At 27.1% G+C, this 16,400-nt stretch carries 11 protein-coding genes, 1 tRNA gene and 1 pseudogene; 9 read left to right on the plus strand and 4 right to left on the minus strand.

What is annotated here, in order from left to right:
* The first annotated feature begins 193 nt into the window (after window positions 1-193).
* From ACWXVS_RS01815 to ACWXVS_RS01835, 5 genes are all read left to right on the plus strand, one after another.
* Window positions 194-3,136 (plus strand): hypothetical protein, encoded by a 2,943-nt coding sequence (locus ACWXVS_RS01815; RefSeq protein WP_455994730.1) that lies wholly within the window; start codon window positions 194-196, stop codon window positions 3,134-3,136.
* A 57-nt stretch (window positions 3,137-3,193) separates the two neighbouring features.
* Window positions 3,194-5,470 carry a hypothetical protein gene (locus tag ACWXVS_RS01820; RefSeq protein WP_455994732.1) on the plus strand — a complete coding sequence of 759 codons (2,277 nt, stop codon included), beginning with the start codon at window positions 3,194-3,196 and terminating at the stop codon, window positions 5,468-5,470.
* A 70-nt stretch (window positions 5,471-5,540) separates the two neighbouring features.
* Window positions 5,541-7,079 (plus strand): hypothetical protein, encoded by a 1,539-nt coding sequence (locus ACWXVS_RS01825; RefSeq protein WP_455994734.1) that lies wholly within the window; start codon window positions 5,541-5,543, stop codon window positions 7,077-7,079.
* Window positions 7,080-7,170: 91 nt separating this feature from the next.
* Window positions 7,171-8,958 (plus strand): hypothetical protein, encoded by a 1,788-nt coding sequence (locus ACWXVS_RS01830; protein ID WP_455994736.1) that lies wholly within the window; start codon window positions 7,171-7,173, stop codon window positions 8,956-8,958.
* A 156-nt stretch (window positions 8,959-9,114) separates the two neighbouring features.
* Window positions 9,115-9,190 (plus strand) — tRNA-His (locus ACWXVS_RS01835).
* A gap of 5 nt (window positions 9,191-9,195) precedes the next feature.
* On the opposite strand, the gene ACWXVS_RS01840 is transcribed toward ACWXVS_RS01835, so the two are convergent.
* A complete protein-coding gene (locus tag ACWXVS_RS01840; RefSeq protein ID WP_438340723.1) occupies window positions 9,196-9,774 on the minus strand; it encodes a thymidine kinase in 579 nt (192 codons plus the stop codon).
* Between the two features lie 110 nt (window positions 9,775-9,884).
* Between ACWXVS_RS01840 and ychF the strand changes: the two genes are divergently transcribed.
* The 4 genes from ychF (at window position 9,885) to ACWXVS_RS01860 (ending at window position 13,573) form a co-directional block, all read left to right on the plus strand.
* The gene (gene ychF / locus ACWXVS_RS01845) at window positions 9,885-10,988 is read left to right on the plus strand and encodes a redox-regulated ATPase YchF (protein WP_455994738.1); all 1,104 of its coding nucleotides are present in this window, start codon (window positions 9,885-9,887) and stop codon (window positions 10,986-10,988) included.
* A 283-nt stretch (window positions 10,989-11,271) separates the two neighbouring features.
* A complete protein-coding gene (locus ACWXVS_RS01850; RefSeq protein WP_455994740.1) occupies window positions 11,272-12,012 on the plus strand; it encodes a hypothetical protein in 741 nt (246 codons plus the stop codon).
* A gap of 5 nt (window positions 12,013-12,017) precedes the next feature.
* Window positions 12,018-12,749: a hypothetical protein gene (locus ACWXVS_RS01855; protein WP_455994742.1), complete on the plus strand. Its 732-nt coding sequence runs from the start codon at window positions 12,018-12,020 to the stop codon at window positions 12,747-12,749.
* Window positions 12,749-13,573, plus strand: a complete 825-nt coding sequence (locus ACWXVS_RS01860; protein WP_455994744.1) for a hypothetical protein — start codon at window positions 12,749-12,751, stop codon at window positions 13,571-13,573. Before ACWXVS_RS01855 ends, ACWXVS_RS01860 begins: the two co-directional genes overlap by 1 nt.
* A gap of 185 nt (window positions 13,574-13,758) precedes the next feature.
* On the opposite strand, the gene ACWXVS_RS01865 is transcribed toward ACWXVS_RS01860, so the two are convergent.
* The 3 genes and pseudogenes from ACWXVS_RS01865 to ACWXVS_RS01875 all read right to left on the minus strand — a co-directional run bounded on the left by ACWXVS_RS01865 (window position 13,759) and on the right by ACWXVS_RS01875 (window position 16,082).
* Window positions 13,759-14,346: an IS256 family transposase gene (locus tag ACWXVS_RS01865; RefSeq protein ID WP_455994771.1), complete on the minus strand. Its 588-nt coding sequence runs from the start codon at window positions 14,344-14,346 to the stop codon at window positions 13,759-13,761.
* 210 nt (window positions 14,347-14,556) lie between these two features.
* Window positions 14,557-14,877, minus strand: a pseudogene (locus ACWXVS_RS01870) (transposase).
* Between the two features lie 137 nt (window positions 14,878-15,014).
* Window positions 15,015-16,082 (minus strand): alanine/ornithine racemase family PLP-dependent enzyme, encoded by a 1,068-nt coding sequence (locus ACWXVS_RS01875; RefSeq protein ID WP_455994746.1) that lies wholly within the window; start codon window positions 16,080-16,082, stop codon window positions 15,015-15,017.
* Window positions 16,083-16,400: the final 318 nt, after the last annotated feature.

The raw sequence follows: 16,400 nt of genomic DNA on the forward strand, positions 1-16,400 counted from the left end.
ATATTAGCTAATATAAAAAACTATAAAAATAACTATAAATTAGATTTTTACATTAAACCTAAAGAAAACCCTAAATTTTCTTTAAAAAAAATTCCAAAACAAGTTAGAAAATAATGATTATTTTCACTCTGTACTACAATATATAATATATATAATTAAATTACAACTTAAACTTTCATAAAGGTATTAAAGAATGCGAAAATCTAGTAAATTATTAATAACATTATGTACCCTTAATGTGGGTGCTATTATTGCATCAGTAGGAATTTCTATTTCTACAACTATTAAACAAAAACCAAGAAACGCTCTGATTAAAAAGATTAAAGAAATTCAAGAAGAATTGGTAACTAATAAAAGACTTAGTGAAGAACAAAAGGTTGCTATTAAACAAGCTATCGAAGAAGCTAATAAGGTTCTTATTGGGCAAAACGTGGATGATACTAATTTTGAAAATGCTATTTCGCAATTAGTTAGTTCATATGAAGCAATCATACAAAATTTTGAACCAGTCCCAGATATTAAAGAAAAGGAAAATTCTAAAAATAGATATAATGCAAAGTTGCAGCAAGCTATGAAATTGTCTTCTATATTAGTTGATTCAAAATATGAAGAAGTTAAGAAAAAAATAGATGGAACTATTCAAAGAAACACCAATTTAATTAATGATAAAACTACAAAGGATCAATATGACCGAGCTGCAAAGGAATTAGAAGATGCTATTACTGAAGCTAATAAGCAAAAGAAAATGATTGATGATAGCAAAGATTCTGAATTAGAAAAAGCCAAAAAAGCGTTTGAATCTAAAAAAAGTGAAGCTGATGAATTATCTAAACAATTAATAGAATCTAAATTTGTTGAGGTTAAATCTACATTTGATAAAGAGGTTCAAGAAGCATCGCAAAGCTTATCAACAAAAGATCAATACAATGATGCTATTAATAAATTAGAAGAAGCAATTAACAAAGCCAAAAAAGCCAAAGAAACAATTTTGGAAACTGAAGTGTCAAAGGCAGCTTATGATGCCAAAGTTGCAGAGGTTGAAAAGTTTGAAAATGATAATTTTTCAGATAGTAGATATAGTTCAGTCAAAAATAAGCTACATTCAAAAGTGGAAGAAATAAAAACTAAATTAGGTAGTGGAAAACATACAAAAACAGAGTATGATGAAGCAACTAAGAAATTAGAAGATGCTATTACTGAAGCTAATAAGCAAAAGAAAATGATTGATGATAGCGAAGATTCTGGATTAGAAAAAGCCAAAAAAGCGTTTGAATCTAAAAAAAGTGAAGCTGATGAATTATCTAAACAATTAATAGAATCTAAATTTGTTGAAGTTAAATCTGCATTTGATAAAGAGGTTCAAGATGCATCACAAGGTTTATCAACAAAAGATCAATACAATGATGCTATTAATAAATTAGAAGAGGCAATTAAAAAAGCCAAAAAAGCCAAAGAAACAATTTTGGAAACTGAAGTGTCAAAAGCAGCTTATGATGCCAAAGTTAAAGAGGTCGAAAAGTTTGAAAATGATAATTTTTTAGATAGTAGATATAGTTCGGTCAAAAACAAATTGCATTCAAAAGTGGAAGAAATAAAAACTAAATTAGGTAGTGGAAAACATACAAAAACAGAGTATGATGAAGCAACTAGAAAATTGGAAGATGCTATTACTGAAGCTAATAAGCAAAAGAAAATGATTGATGATAGCGAAGATTCTGAATTAGAAAAAGCCAAAAAAGCGTTTGAATCTAAAAAAAGTGAAGCTGATGAATTATCTAAACAATTAATGGAATCTAAATTTGTTGAAGTTAAATCTACATTTGATAAAGAGGTTCAAGAAGCATCGCAAAGCTTATCAACAAAAGATCAATACAATGATGCTATTAATAAATTAGAAGAGGCAATTAAAAAAGCTAAAAAAGCCAAAGAAACAATTTTGGAAACTGAAGTGTCAAAAGCAGCTTATGATGCCAAAGTTAAAGAGGTTGAAAAGTTTGAAAATGATAATTTTTCAGATAGTAGATATAGTTCAGTCAAAAATAAGCTAGATTTGAAAGTGGAAGAAATAAAAACTAAATTAGGTAGTGGAAAACATACAAAAACAGAGTATGATGAAGCAACTAAGGAATTGGAAGAGTTAATTGCTAGTGCTTATGATAAAATACTAGAAATCGGAGCTAGATTAAAATTAATAGAAAAATTGCATGAAAAAGTTGCAGAAGCAGAAAGAATTGCTACTGAGCTCGGTAGTAACAATGAATATAAAAATATTAAAGACGATTTAGAAAAGGTGGTTAAAGAAAAGAAAGATTCAGTAAATGTGAATAATACTAGAGAAGAAATTGGTAATGCAATTGGTGAGGTAGATAAAGCCATCAAAATAGCTAAGTCAGAAAAGAAAAAAATTGATAAGAAATTAAATACTGAAAAAGAAAAAAAGGATGCTGAAGCAGAATTTATGGCCTTGGTAGTAAAGGTCGAAGATTTTTTAAAAACATTAACAAAATCTAGTCAAATGAGCATTAAAACTAATTTAGAAGATGAATTAAATAAGCAAAAACAAATAGTTAATAGCGAATCATCAACACCTAATAAAATCAAAAAAGCAACGGAAAAACTTACAAAAATATTTGAAAAAGCTAAATTAGAAGTAAACAAGGACGAAGAACCTGATGATGGATTAACACAAGAACAAAAAAATATAGTTAATAAGTTAAATAATAAAACATTATTAAAGACAGATAAAATTACAGAAGAAGTTAAAAATTATATTTTAGAAGTACTTAAAGACAATAGCAAAGTACCTGGTGAAAATTTTCATTATTATTTCGGATACATTGAATTTAAAAATAAAAGTTTTGAGTTCTCATCGAAAAAGCCTACTAGAAAGAATAAAAACAAAATAAAACATAAGAATCTTGGTATTGGATTTTTTGATGAGGAATTTATTAAACTTGTCTATGAAAAGGAAATAATTTTTCCAACTAATAAAACAGGTAAAAGTGCTCGAAAGGCGTTAGCTCTTGAATTAAAAAGTGATGGAAAAATAGTATTGCCATTTAAGTTTAAAGATCATACCAAGGTATATGAAATTGAATTATTTACAAGCAATGAGAAACCTAGCGACTATAAATAGGTTCAATGAGTTTTAAATATATAATTAGTAATTATTTTTATAAATAAGGAGTACGTAATGAAGTCTAGTAAATTATTAATTGCATTATGCGGAGCCAATGTTGGAACTATTGTCGCAGCCGCGGGAATATCAATCTATACTGTACAACAATCTATGCCTAGAAATGTTTTAATTCAAAAGATTGATCAATATGAAAAAGAATTAAAAACTAATATTTCGTTTAACGAAAACCAGAAGACAAAAATTAAGCTCGCAATAGAAGCTGCCAAGGCTTTTCTTTCTGGCACTTCTTCACAAAACTTAAATTTTGAAAATGCCATTGCGCAATTAGTTAATTCTGTTGAAGAAATTAAACAAAATCCAAATACTGAAGAAATGGATATTGACAAGTTAAAGAGGTTTGCAAAAAAATCGTATAATAACAAGTTACAAGAAGCTAAACAATTACAAATACTATTATCATATCCAAGGTATGAAGCTATTAAATCTAGACTTGATTTATTTATCTATGAGTCAACAAAAAATATAAATGATGGCAGTTTAAAAAGCGACTATGACGAAGCAAAACAAAAACTAGAAGTAGCGATAAAAGAAGCTATACAAGCTAAACAAGAAATTGATACTCTCGAAAATACTAAAAATGATTTTAATGACAAAGTTAAAGAAGCAAAAGAACTATCAAACAAGCTTTTAGCTAATAAGTATTATGATGTTAAAGCAAAATTAGATCTATCCATCAAAGAAATAACTAATAATTTAAATAACAAAAGTAAAAAACATGATTATGATGAAGCCAAAATTAAATTACAAATAGCAATAAATGAAGCTTCGAAATTAAAAGAGCAAATTGATTTGGAAGAAAAGAATTTATTGGAAGCTAAAAATAAATATGAAGAAAAAATTAGTGAAGGAGATAAATTATCAAAAGAACTTGATGGTGATTTATACAAAGATATTAAACAAAAATTTGATGAATCATTTAAGAAATTAAAAGACCAAGTTACAAACAAGAGTACTAAACAACAATATGATAGTGCTACAAAGTTAATAACTGAATTAATAGAAAAAACTAAGAATGATAAAAAAACAATTGATGATAAAATACAACACCAATTAGAAGAACAACAACAGATTTTTTATAATAAATTATCCAATGATTTTCTTGATATATATGATGTTGAATTAGCTGGTGACAAATATAAAGATATAAAAGATAAATTACAGGAAGAAGTTCAAGCGATTGTTAATAGTGTTAGTGATAGCAGTACCATTGATGATTTTAAAGAAGCAATAAAAAAACTAGAAAAAGCTTTTGACAATGCAAGAAAAGCAAAAATAGAACTTGATAAGCAAACCACACCAAAGGTTGATGCTAAAAAAGATTATGAAGAAAAATTAAAGGAGGCTGAGGAATTATCAAGTTCTCTTAAGGAAGCTAAATATGAAAATGTCAAGAAAAAATTAGATGATTCATTAAACCAAATTAAAGCAAAGATTAATGATAAAACCACTGACGAAGAATATAAAAGTGCAACTAAGGAATTGGAAACTGCTATCGAATCTGCTAATAATGAAAAAAAGGAAATAGATAAAAAAGAAATTTTAAAACAAAAAAATGATGAAGCAAAAGCTGAATTTAAAAAACTTGAAACTGAAATTACTGAATTTATTCAAAAATCATTAACAAAGCCTGAGCATACTCAACTTAAGATGAAACTTGAAGCTGAATTAGAAAAAAGCAAAAATGACATTAATAAAGAAAATTTAACAGCCAAAAAAATTCAAACAATTACAAAGAAACTTATGACTTTTTTTGAACAAATTAAGAAAGAATCTCAAAGAAGCGAACAGGCATCAGAAAATTTAAATCCAGAACAACAAAAAATAGTTGATAAGATTAAGGATAAAACAATTATAAAAGAAGCTGCCGTTACCGAGGATGTAAAAAATTCAATTATTGAAATATTTAAAAAGAAATCTAGAGTTAATGAAGAAAAGGTAAATTATTACTTTGGATATATAAGTTTTGATAAAAAAACTCATGATTTTAAATTCTCAGAAAAAAGACCAAAAGGAAAGATTAAGGCGAAAAATCTTGGCCATGAAATATTTGCTAGCGAATTTGTTAACTTAGTATTAAAGAAAGAAATTGTTTTTCCAACTTCATCTAAAGCAAGCAATGCTAGAAAAGCCTTATCGCTTGAATTAAAAGAAGACGGAACTGTCGTATTGCCCTTTAAATTTAAGGGACATGAAAAAAATTATGAAATAGTGTTATTCAAAAGTGATGAATTAAAGAATATGCTTAAAACAAATCCTAGCATTGTAGAATAATAACAGTTTAAATGATTTAATAAATTTGTTTAGTAAAATTTATTTTTAAATTTAGGGAGATTATAAAAAAATGAAAAAGTCAAGTAAATTATGAATCACGTTAGGTTCTATTACAGGCGCAGTAGTTTTACTTGCTACCGGTTTATCGGTTGGTTTAGTTATGAAAGCAAAACCAAAAAAAGAATTAGCACAACAAATTCAAGCTTTTGAATTAGAATTAGAATCTAATAGTAAGCTTAACGAATCACAAAAAACCGAGATTAAAAAGGTAATTGATGATGCTAAGAAAGTGTTAAATTCTGACAAATCATCAAATATTAATTTTAGAGAAGCATTATCAAAACTCGTTAGTCAGGTTAGTGAGATTAGGAAAAAAAGCTTTGATTCAAAACCTGATTTATTATTAAGCGAAGCTAAAAAAATATATGAATCTAAATTGAATGAAGCCAACGAATTACTAACTACGCTTTCAAAAGATGAATATAAAGAAATAAAAACAAAATTGGAATCATCTATTAATTTAGCAAAAAAAGGAATTAGCGATAAAAGTACAAAAGAACAGTATGAAAATGCTACTAAATCATTGATAAGTGCTATTGAAACTGCTAATAGTGAAAAACAATCAATTGATGTTCATAATTTAAATAATTCTAATAAAAATTTAGAAAATGCTAAAGAAGAATATGACAAAGTTATTTCTAAAGCTAATGAACTAATTAAAACATTAGAAGCAAAACCTGAATACGCAACTATTAAGAAGACATTAGAAGAAAAAGTTAATAAAAATAAAAAAACGATAACTAAATCAAGTTCTAAGGATGAATTTCTTGCTGCCACAAATGAAATTAATGACGCAATTAATCAAGCTAAGGCAGAAAAGAAAAAAAATGATAATAAATCAAAAACTGATGATACTAAAAAAGCAGCAAAAGCCGATTTTTATAAATTAGAAAATGAAATTAAAGAGTTTATTAAGACATTAAAAAAGCCTGAACAAGATGGTCTTAAAAATAAATTAGAGGCTGAGTTAAATAAACAAAAAAGTATTGTAGATCAGGAAAATACAACTTCTCGCAAAGTTAAAGATATTACTAAAGGTCTTAAAAAATTCTTTGAACAAATCAAAAGAGACGCACAAAAAGCAGATACTACAGAAGAAACTTTAACAGCCGAGCAAAAGGCGTTAGTTGAAAAAATAAAAAATAAAACAATTTTAAATAATAGCACCATTAGTGAGGATGTTAAAAAAGCTATTATTGAAATATACAAATCTCCTAAAAGTCATGATAAAAATGAACACGTGAGATACTTCTTTGGCTATTTAAGCTACAAGAGGCCAAAAAAAGGGCAAGAACCAACCTTGCAATTTTCTGAAAATTCAAAAGGAAAAAAGAAAGATCTTGGAAATTTATTTGCTAAAGAATTTATGGATTTAATAAATAGAAAAGATGTCTTATATGCCGGTTCAAATAGCAGAAGAAAAGCATTATGTCTTGAATTAAAGGAGGATGGCAAAGTTGTTCTACCTTTTAAGTTTAAAGGCAGCGATAAGATATATGAAATAGAACTATTTACTAGCGATGAATTAAAGAAAATGACAAATAACTAATTTAGTTATGTTATAAATTAGGTAAAACCTGTACAATAAATGAATTGCACTAATAATAATTTTTGCGCTAAAAATGTGGGAGAAAATTAAAATGAAAAAATCGAGTAAATTACTAATTTCGTTAGGTTCTATTAGCGGTACAGCTGTCGTGCTTGCAACTGGTTTATCAGTAGGGATCGTGTTACATGCTAAACCTAAAAAAGAGCTATCTCAGCAAATCGAAACCTTTGAGCAAGAATTAAAATCTAATAAGAAACTTAATGATTCACAAAAGTTAGAAATTAAAAAAGCTATCGATAACGCTAAAAAGGTGCTAAATTCTGATAAGTCAACAAATTCCAATTTTAAGGATGCATTATTAAAGTTAGTTAGTCAAGTTAGTGAAATTAAGAAAAATACTATAGATGTAAAAAATAATAATTCATTAGAAGCTGTTAAATCCTTATATAACACTAAATTGGATGAAGCAAATAAGTTATTATCCTCGTTGCTAGATGATAAGTATAAGGAAGCTAAAATTAAACTTGAATCATCTATTAATACTGCTAAAAAAGAAATTTCTGACAAGTCTAGTGTTGAGCAATTCAAGCAAGCAGCAAATAAAATAGCCAATGCTATTGATACTGCTAAAGAATCCAAACAAATGATAGATGGACAACACGGTAGTGATAATACAAATAATATTTTAGAAAAAACAAAACAAGAATATAAAAAGCAAAAAGATATCATCGATGATCAATTAACATATTTGAGTGGTCCTAAGTATGCGGAAATAAAGTCCATGCTGGAAAAGGAAGTTAATGAAATAGTTAAAAGTATTAATGATAATAGTACTGCTGAACAATTTGAAGCAGCAACTAAAAAATTAAAAGATGCATCAGAAAAAGCAAAAAAAATGGCTGAACCAATCGATGATGAAATCGAGGCAAGAGTTGAATTTGATAATAATCTTAATGCCGCTAAAAAAATAAGCAAGGAATTGGAGTCAGATTCTAGATATAAAGCAATAAAGGATGAATTGGATAAAGTCATTCAAGAAAATGAAAATGCTATTAATGATAAAAGTACTAAGGAGCAAATTGATTCTATTTCATCAGTATTAATTGAAGCTACACTTAAAGCCAAAAATGCAAAAAGGGATATTGATGATGCACAACAAGAAAAAGATTCTAAGCTACAAGCACTAGCCTCATTCAATAAAATAGCTAAAGAAGTGGAAAATTATTCAAAAACTCTTACTAACCAAAAACATGATGATATTAAAAAGCAATTAGACGATGAATTAAAAAAACAACAGGAAGTTGTTAAACAAGATAATTCAGATTTTGAAAAAATAGAAGATGCTACCAAAAAATTGTCTAATTTACTTGAGCAAGCAAAAAACAACTTAAATAAAAATACAGATGCCAAGAAAAAACAACCGGATGCAAATGTCAGGGAAAATCTAACTGAGGAACAACAAAAAATAGTTGATAAAATAAATAATAATTCAATTGTATCAACTAGTTCAATTACTGAAGATGTTAAAAATGCAATTATTACTATATCAAAAGGAAATAGTAGGTTGTCAAATGAAAGAAAACATCACTACTTTGGCTATGTTACTTTTGATCAAAAAAATGGTTTTATGTTCTCCGAAAAGAAACCCAACAAGAAAAACAAAGCAAAAAACCTTGGATCGGGAATTTTCTCAAAGGATTTCGTTGATCTTTGGCGTAAAAAAGAAATACTTTTTGCAAGTAATTCTAATAAGAAAAATAGTAGAAAAGCACTTTGCTTAGAAAAGAAAGCAGATGGTAAAATTGTTCTTCCATTTAAGTTTAAAGGTCACTCTACTATTTATGAAATTGAACTTTTTCAATTAGATACAAAAGCTTAATTTATCAAAAAAACACGCAAAATAAATGTGTGTTTTTTTGATTGCAACTACTAAAAACTCAAACTTATAAAATTTGCTTTACATTGTAGATAATAAACCTAAAATTTGTAAAAAAACGTTTATTTATGTTAAAATAATAAAGCAATTTAGAAAATGGCGTTCGTGGCGAAGTGGTTAACGCTCCGGGTTGTGGCTCCGGCATACGAGGGTTCGATCCCCTTCGAACGCCCCATTTTTTTATTTTATTTTTTGAACATTTTCACCTAATAAATGACACTTACGACATCTAGCTTCATATTCATTGTAATTACCTAATAAATTTAAGCTCTTATTTTTTATTTTTCTATATGAAGTAGTTGCAACATTTTGACATATTACGCAAATAGCATGCAATTTAGTAATTGTTTCAGCAATAGCCATTAAATTAGGCATCGGTCCAAAAGGTTGACGTCGATAATCTTGGTCAAGTCCAGCAATTATTATTAAATATCCCTTGTTTGCCAAATCATCGGCTACTGAAATTAAATTATTTCCAAAAAAATGAGCCTCATCAATTAAAATTGCATCATATTTAGCTTTGTCAAGCAATTCATAAATATCTTCAATTTGTTTAATTGAAAAAGTTCTTTCTTTTAATCCACAGCGACTTACTATTTCGCTATCAGAAAAACGATTGTCATATTCAGGCTTAATTACTAAACTATTAAATTTAGCATATGATAATGTTCTTAATCTTCTTAGCAGTTCCTCGGTTTTCCCACTAAACATGGGACCTGTGATAATCTCAATCATACCTTTTGAGAATCTTTTATACATAATAAACCTACCTTAAATTCTGTGAGTTATTTATTGTTATAATAATAAATTATTTTCTTATATTACATTAAAATTATTAGTATAAATTTTTTTCTTTATCGGAGGTTTTTATGTCATTAAAAGCAGGGATTGTGGGATTACCAAACGTTGGAAAAAGCACACTTTTTTCAGCCTTAACATTAAATGAAGCAGAGTCAGCTAATTACGCATTTACTACTATTGAACCTAATATTGCAATAGTTAATTTAGAAGATTCAAGATTATATAGTTTAGCATCTCTTGTTAATGCTAGAAAAATTGTTCCAGCAACATTTCAATTTGTTGATATTGCCGGACTTGTCGAAGGGGCCTCGAAGGGTGAGGGATTAGGTAATAAGTTTTTATCTAACATCCGTGAAGTGGATGCAATAGTACACGTAATTAGATGTTTTGAAAATGATGATATAGTTCATGTGAGAAATCATATTGATCCATTGGCCGACCTAAAAATAATTAATTTAGAACTAATTTTAGCAGATTTGCAGATGGTTGAGAATGTTCTAGGACGTATTGGCAAAAAGGCAATTAACTCAAATGATAAGGAATTAAAAAAAGAATATGAACTTTTGGTTAGAATTAAAGATTATTTATCTGATGAAAAAATGCTAAAGGATATTGACTTTTCATCTGAGGAATTGGCAATTATTAAAAATTATCAATTTCTTACAATTAAGCCTACTATTTATGTTGCTAATCTTGATGCAAATTCATACAAAAATCTATCAGAAGCAAAACATTTTTTAAGATTAAAACAAGAATTAGAAAAAAATAATGAATATATAATTCCAATTTGTATAAAAATTGAATATGAAGTATCTAGCTTTTTAAATGAAGAAAAAACAATGTTTTTAAATGAATATAATATCGATAAATCCGGACTTGCCGAACTTATATCTAAGAGTTTTTATTTATTAGATCAAGCTACCTATTTCACTGTTGGAGAAGTTGAAACAAGAGCTTGAGTGTTTAAAAAAGGAATGAATGCGGCTGAATGTGCCGGGATTATTCATACTGATTTTGAAAAGAAATTTGTTAAAGCTGAGGTTATTAAGTGCGATGACTATATTGCTTGTGGTGGTGAAAAACAAGCGAAAGAAGCGGGTAAAATGATGCTAGAAGGCCGAAATTATATAATGAAGGATGGAGATGTTTGTTATTTTAAGATAGCTAAATAAAATTACAAAAGAAATTTTTATAATGTATTTGTTTATTAATGACAGGGATAAAATATTAATTTTTATTTAATGTTTTAATTTTTAAAATATTAAATTGTAAGAATGAAGTATTTTATTAATGAATATTTTATAAAAAATAAAGGTTAATAATAGAACCAATAGGCCTAAAACTAGTTAGGGTTTTGGGTCTATTTTTTGATATTAAATATGTATTTTTTTGTAAAAAACGCCTCATTTATTGTTGAAAAAATTTAAAGTTTTAAAATTAAGTTAAGGGGGATATATGAAAAAGATAAGTTTTTTACTAGGATTGCCGCTAGTGGTTAGTCCAATATTGGTTATCTCTTATACTAAAAATAGTAACAATACAGATGAAGCATTAGAAATAAAATATAAGGAAAAAGTTGGTGCTTATTGTTTGTACGATTTTATAAGACTAACAGGGCGACAAGATACCAAAATTAAATTTATATCAGGTAATTTTTTTAATATTGATAAATATAACTATATAGTCGGCTATGAAAATGGTGGTTATTCAATCTTTGATCATGGTAGAGAAAAAATAGTAGAAGTTAATCCTTATTATATTTTTACGCCAGAAATGATGCTAATGTTTCCTAATAAGGATACAATAATATTAAGAAATAGCGAAACATCATTTGATTATACAAATATTCGCGATAGGGATAAACCATTTCCCGGTGACGTTCATAGGCCTATTAAGAAAACCAAAAATGTGACCGATGATTGAAAAGATCAATCTAAAAAAATTGAAAAAAATTTTAAAAATGTTAATTTTAGCAATTTTAATATTTGGAATTTAAACACCGTAAAAAATTCTAGTTTAACAGATTTCAAGAAAAATGGTATAAGAAATGAATACAACGGTTTTTTATATGCTGATGATGAAATTAGGCATTCATGATTTTTTAAATCAAATAACAATAAGGTTTTTGGATTAATGATGCTAAATATTACACAAACGAAGAAGACTGAGATGGAATATGCGGCTATATTGCCATAAATCAGATGATACTTTATAATAATTATTTTTTAAATCCTAGATATTTAGGATTTCAAGAAGAAGAAAAATATATAGATAAAACAGAATCCTTTGATGCAGGAATAATATATGATTATGACTCAATGCCATGGGAAATTATAAATGGTGACCTTGTTTATGATTATGAGTATGAAAAAACTCATCAGCTCAGAACATATTTTTCCAATTTAACTAATAATGAAAAAGTTAAATATTTAAAAGAAAATTATTTTTCTCCAAAATTAAATGATGTTTATATGAAAGATCTTTTAGAAAAATTTAAATTCAAGAAGGGTACAACATACTGAAATAGGAAAGAAATTATTAAAAATCTATTAAACAAAAAATATGTTGATTATACATTTAGTTATTGATATAACAGAAGCAATAATATTGTAAATTTTATTAAGGATAAAAAAATACCAGCATTTCTAGTTTCGGATACAAGAGAATTTAAGAATGGTGGATATGAATTGAATGGCGAATCTTCGCATATTTATGTAGCTTATGGAGTTTATGAAGATGGAAGAGCACTAGTTAATTTTAATTGATATGACAAATGAAATCAAGTTATTATTGATACAAACAACATTAAATGGCTTGAATATTTAGAAAATAAAGATCAAGGTGAACTAGGAAAATATTTTTGGGATGGTGCTAATTTTGTTACTGGAAGTGAAATTACAGAAAGATTAAAGGATTGCGAGTTAATAAAATAATGAAAAAGAAAACAAAAATTGCATTAATAGGCGCGCTGGTGCCAACTGTTGTGATTGGTGCTCCATTGCTTGGCTTTAGCATATATTCGGTGATAACGCATTTAGATCGTCTTAATATGCCAATCGGACCATCAATGCCTCATAGAAATTATTTAGAAGATGTAACCCTTTATAAGGATGCCTTTAAGGGCGATAACATTTTAATTAAAAATCCTTTTAAAAAATATGAATTTAAAACCTCTAATAAAATAGAGGAAGTTAAAAAATATATAAATAGCATTAAGAAAGAGGGTTTTTATGTTATCCCATTAAAAATTAAACTTATAAATACATCAAAAGATAATAAAGGAGATTTTAGAGAAGAATTTGAAGAAAAAATATCAAATTTAAAGGATATAGTGCTATTTTATCTTCCTAAAAAAATGATTACTCAATTTCTACCCTATGGGTTTGAATTTGAGCAATGATATGCTACACCATTTCAGGATTTAGAAGATTTTAAAATTTTTAAAACAAGCTCAGAAGACACTTATAAAGACGTAACAAATTGAAAAAAAACAATTCATTCACCTTATCCCAGTTTTTTACAAACAAGATCTTTTCTTTCAGCTATTAATAAACATAAGGTTAAATATAATGATAAGGAATTGGACATTGCAGATATTATAATAATCGGAATAGATAACGATAAAAAAGATGCAACTTTAAAAATTTTTATAAATAGATACATACCTAGTGATTATTCAAAAATAAAGGAATATGAAGAATTGGAAGCAAAGGATGGTAGCGAAAAAGAGATAAATATTTATAATTTGCATTATTAATAGGTAGTGTAGTAAATTTTGTGTAAATTTATCTCCTGCTTACTTTTTGAGTAAGAGATTTGAGAATAGCTTACATAAATCTAAATTTATTATGTAAAAATAACCAAATAACATAACAAAATCGGAGAATTTAATCTCCTAAATGTTATTTTGGTTATTTTAAATTATTATTATTATTATTATTATTATTCGAAAATTATTTGCAATTGGTTATAAACAACCCCTCAGTCAGAAACGGATTTCTCTCATTTTTCAACTTGATTTTGAATTGCAAAATAAATTATTTTTATTAAAGAGTCATCAGTAGGAAATGGAGTTTTATTTTTAGAAATTTTTCTAATATTTCTATTTAAATTTTCAATAACATTTGTTGTATAAATTAGTTTTCTAATTTCCGCTGGAAAATTAAAAAAAGTAACTAATTCATCGAAATTATTTCTTCAACTTTTGACTGCATAATGATATTTAGAATCTCATTTTTGTTCAAAAATTTCAAGAAATCTTGAAGCCTCATCCAGGTTGCTGGATTTATAAATATTTTTCATATCTTGGGTAAATTCTTTTAAATCTTTATAGTTAACATGTTTTGCCGAATTTCTTATTTGATGAACTATGCACTTTTGAATTTGTGTTTTAGGATAAACAGCTTTGATTGCTTCGCTAATTCCCACTAAATTATCACCCGCCATGAGATATATCCCATGAATGCCCCTTAATTTAAGGTCATTTAGTACTTGAATTCAATATTTTGCACTTTCAGATTCTCCGATTAAGAACCCCCCAAAACATCCTTATATCATTCCAAAGAGTATCTCATAACTATGTAAACTGGCTTTTCAACAAGTTTATTTTCTTCTTTAACTTTAAATCTTATTCACCAATAAAAAACATGGCATAAGTTTTTTCTAAAGGTCGATTTTTTCACTCCGCTATGTGTGAAAATTATCTTTATCAATTACTCTGTTAACGAAAGCAGCATCAACTTAAACTCCGTACATTTCCTTAAGAGTTTGAGAGATAACTCTCGTTGAAATTCCTTTTGAATAAAGACCGATAATTTGGCTTTCAATTTTAGAAATATCATACTGGTATTTTGGAACTATTGTTGGTTTAAATTAAGAGTTTCTATCCCTCGGAATTTGAAGTTCAATTTCACCTAAATTTGATCTTAGATTTTTAGAATAACTACCATTTCGATAGTTATCTTTTATCGCTTTTTCATGCTCATATCTATCGTAACAAGGTGTTTTTTCATTTCTTATTCTGGTATTATTGAATAAGATCTTTGGTATTTTGCTTAATAATTTTGCAAATCTTTTCCTAAGTTGCTAATTTATATTTATCATATAATTCTTTTGCTCTTAGCATTTTAATTTCTTTTTTGGCATATTAAAAAAATCTCTTTTTCAATAAGTTTGGTTATTTTTTTACAAAAATTAAACTATTTTTCAAATTCTTTAATTACATATGAAGAATTGAATAGATATAATAAACTTCCTCAGTCAAGATCAAAAGTAACGATGTCACCGGCTTTATATTCAATATCTGAATCTTGAGCATTGATAATCATATGATCTGAAGATCCACCTAAAATTTTTAGTTTTTCATCATATGGGATCATGGCATCAAACATTGTATCCAATTTACCAATTGCCAAAATAATTCTTTTTATATCACCAATGTTTTCAAAATAAGGAACATGTCCAAACGCATCAATTCCACAAGCACCAATTGGCATTGAGCTTTTATAATCAACTTCAACAACTTCAACTTCGCATCTAAATGCATCACGATACATTCCATCAATTGTTTGACGATACATATCTTCAGTACCAAAAATCATTGCAAAACCCATTCTTAAAACATTGATTTCTTCTGGCATACGATTTTCTCACACCATATGTAAACTTAATGAATTTCCGCCTGACATATGAGTTAATTTGATATTAAGTTCACTCTCAATTTGATGTTGGATTTCAACGAATTGTTTCATTGTTTCATCAGATGGTATTCTAGCACCATAACACCCAAAATTGCATCCTAAACCAATTAATTTAACACCTTTCATTTCATTAATTAATTTAGCTGATTTTAAAGCATCTTCTGGCAAAACGCCTTCTCTTCTATCACCTAAGTCCACCATTAAAACAATTTCATGCGGCTTTTTATTGTTTTTTAAACAATAATCACTAATTTTTTTAATAACATCTAAATCGCCATTTAATGATGAATCACATAATTCAATCATTTTTGGTATTTCAGAAATCATTGGTATTCTTAAAAGTTGTTTGTGACCCGGTATATCTTTATATATTTCAAAATTATCTAGCCGTGAATCTCCAAAGTTTTTTATGCCGGCCTCAGCATATAATTCCGCCATTCTTCTATTTCCGCAAAAACCTTTAGTTACTGCTAAAACTTCAATATTTTTAACCTTGCAAATTTCGATTGCTCTTTTAACGTTAGTTTTGAATTTAGTTTCATTAATAATAATTTTTGGGTATCCCATTTTTATTCCTTTATTTTAATTTAATTCCTATATTATTTGCTATTTTTAATAATTATAAATTCTTTTTTGCCATTTCTTAATAAGGCATATTTTTGTTCGTAATTTGTAAATTATCAATCATTTTGCAACATCCTATAGTTTAAAATCATTATAGGAGTTAATGTGAAATATAAAAAATAGAAATCCAGAATTTAACAGATTTTGAGAAAAAAAGAAAAGATATTTATACCGATATAACTAATGAAAAAATTAAAAATAAACCAAATCGCCATAGAACACGAAGTTATCCGTTTTACATTTCCTATTAAAACCTATTAA

The organism is Mycoplasma sp. 327 (assembly GCF_053851655.1).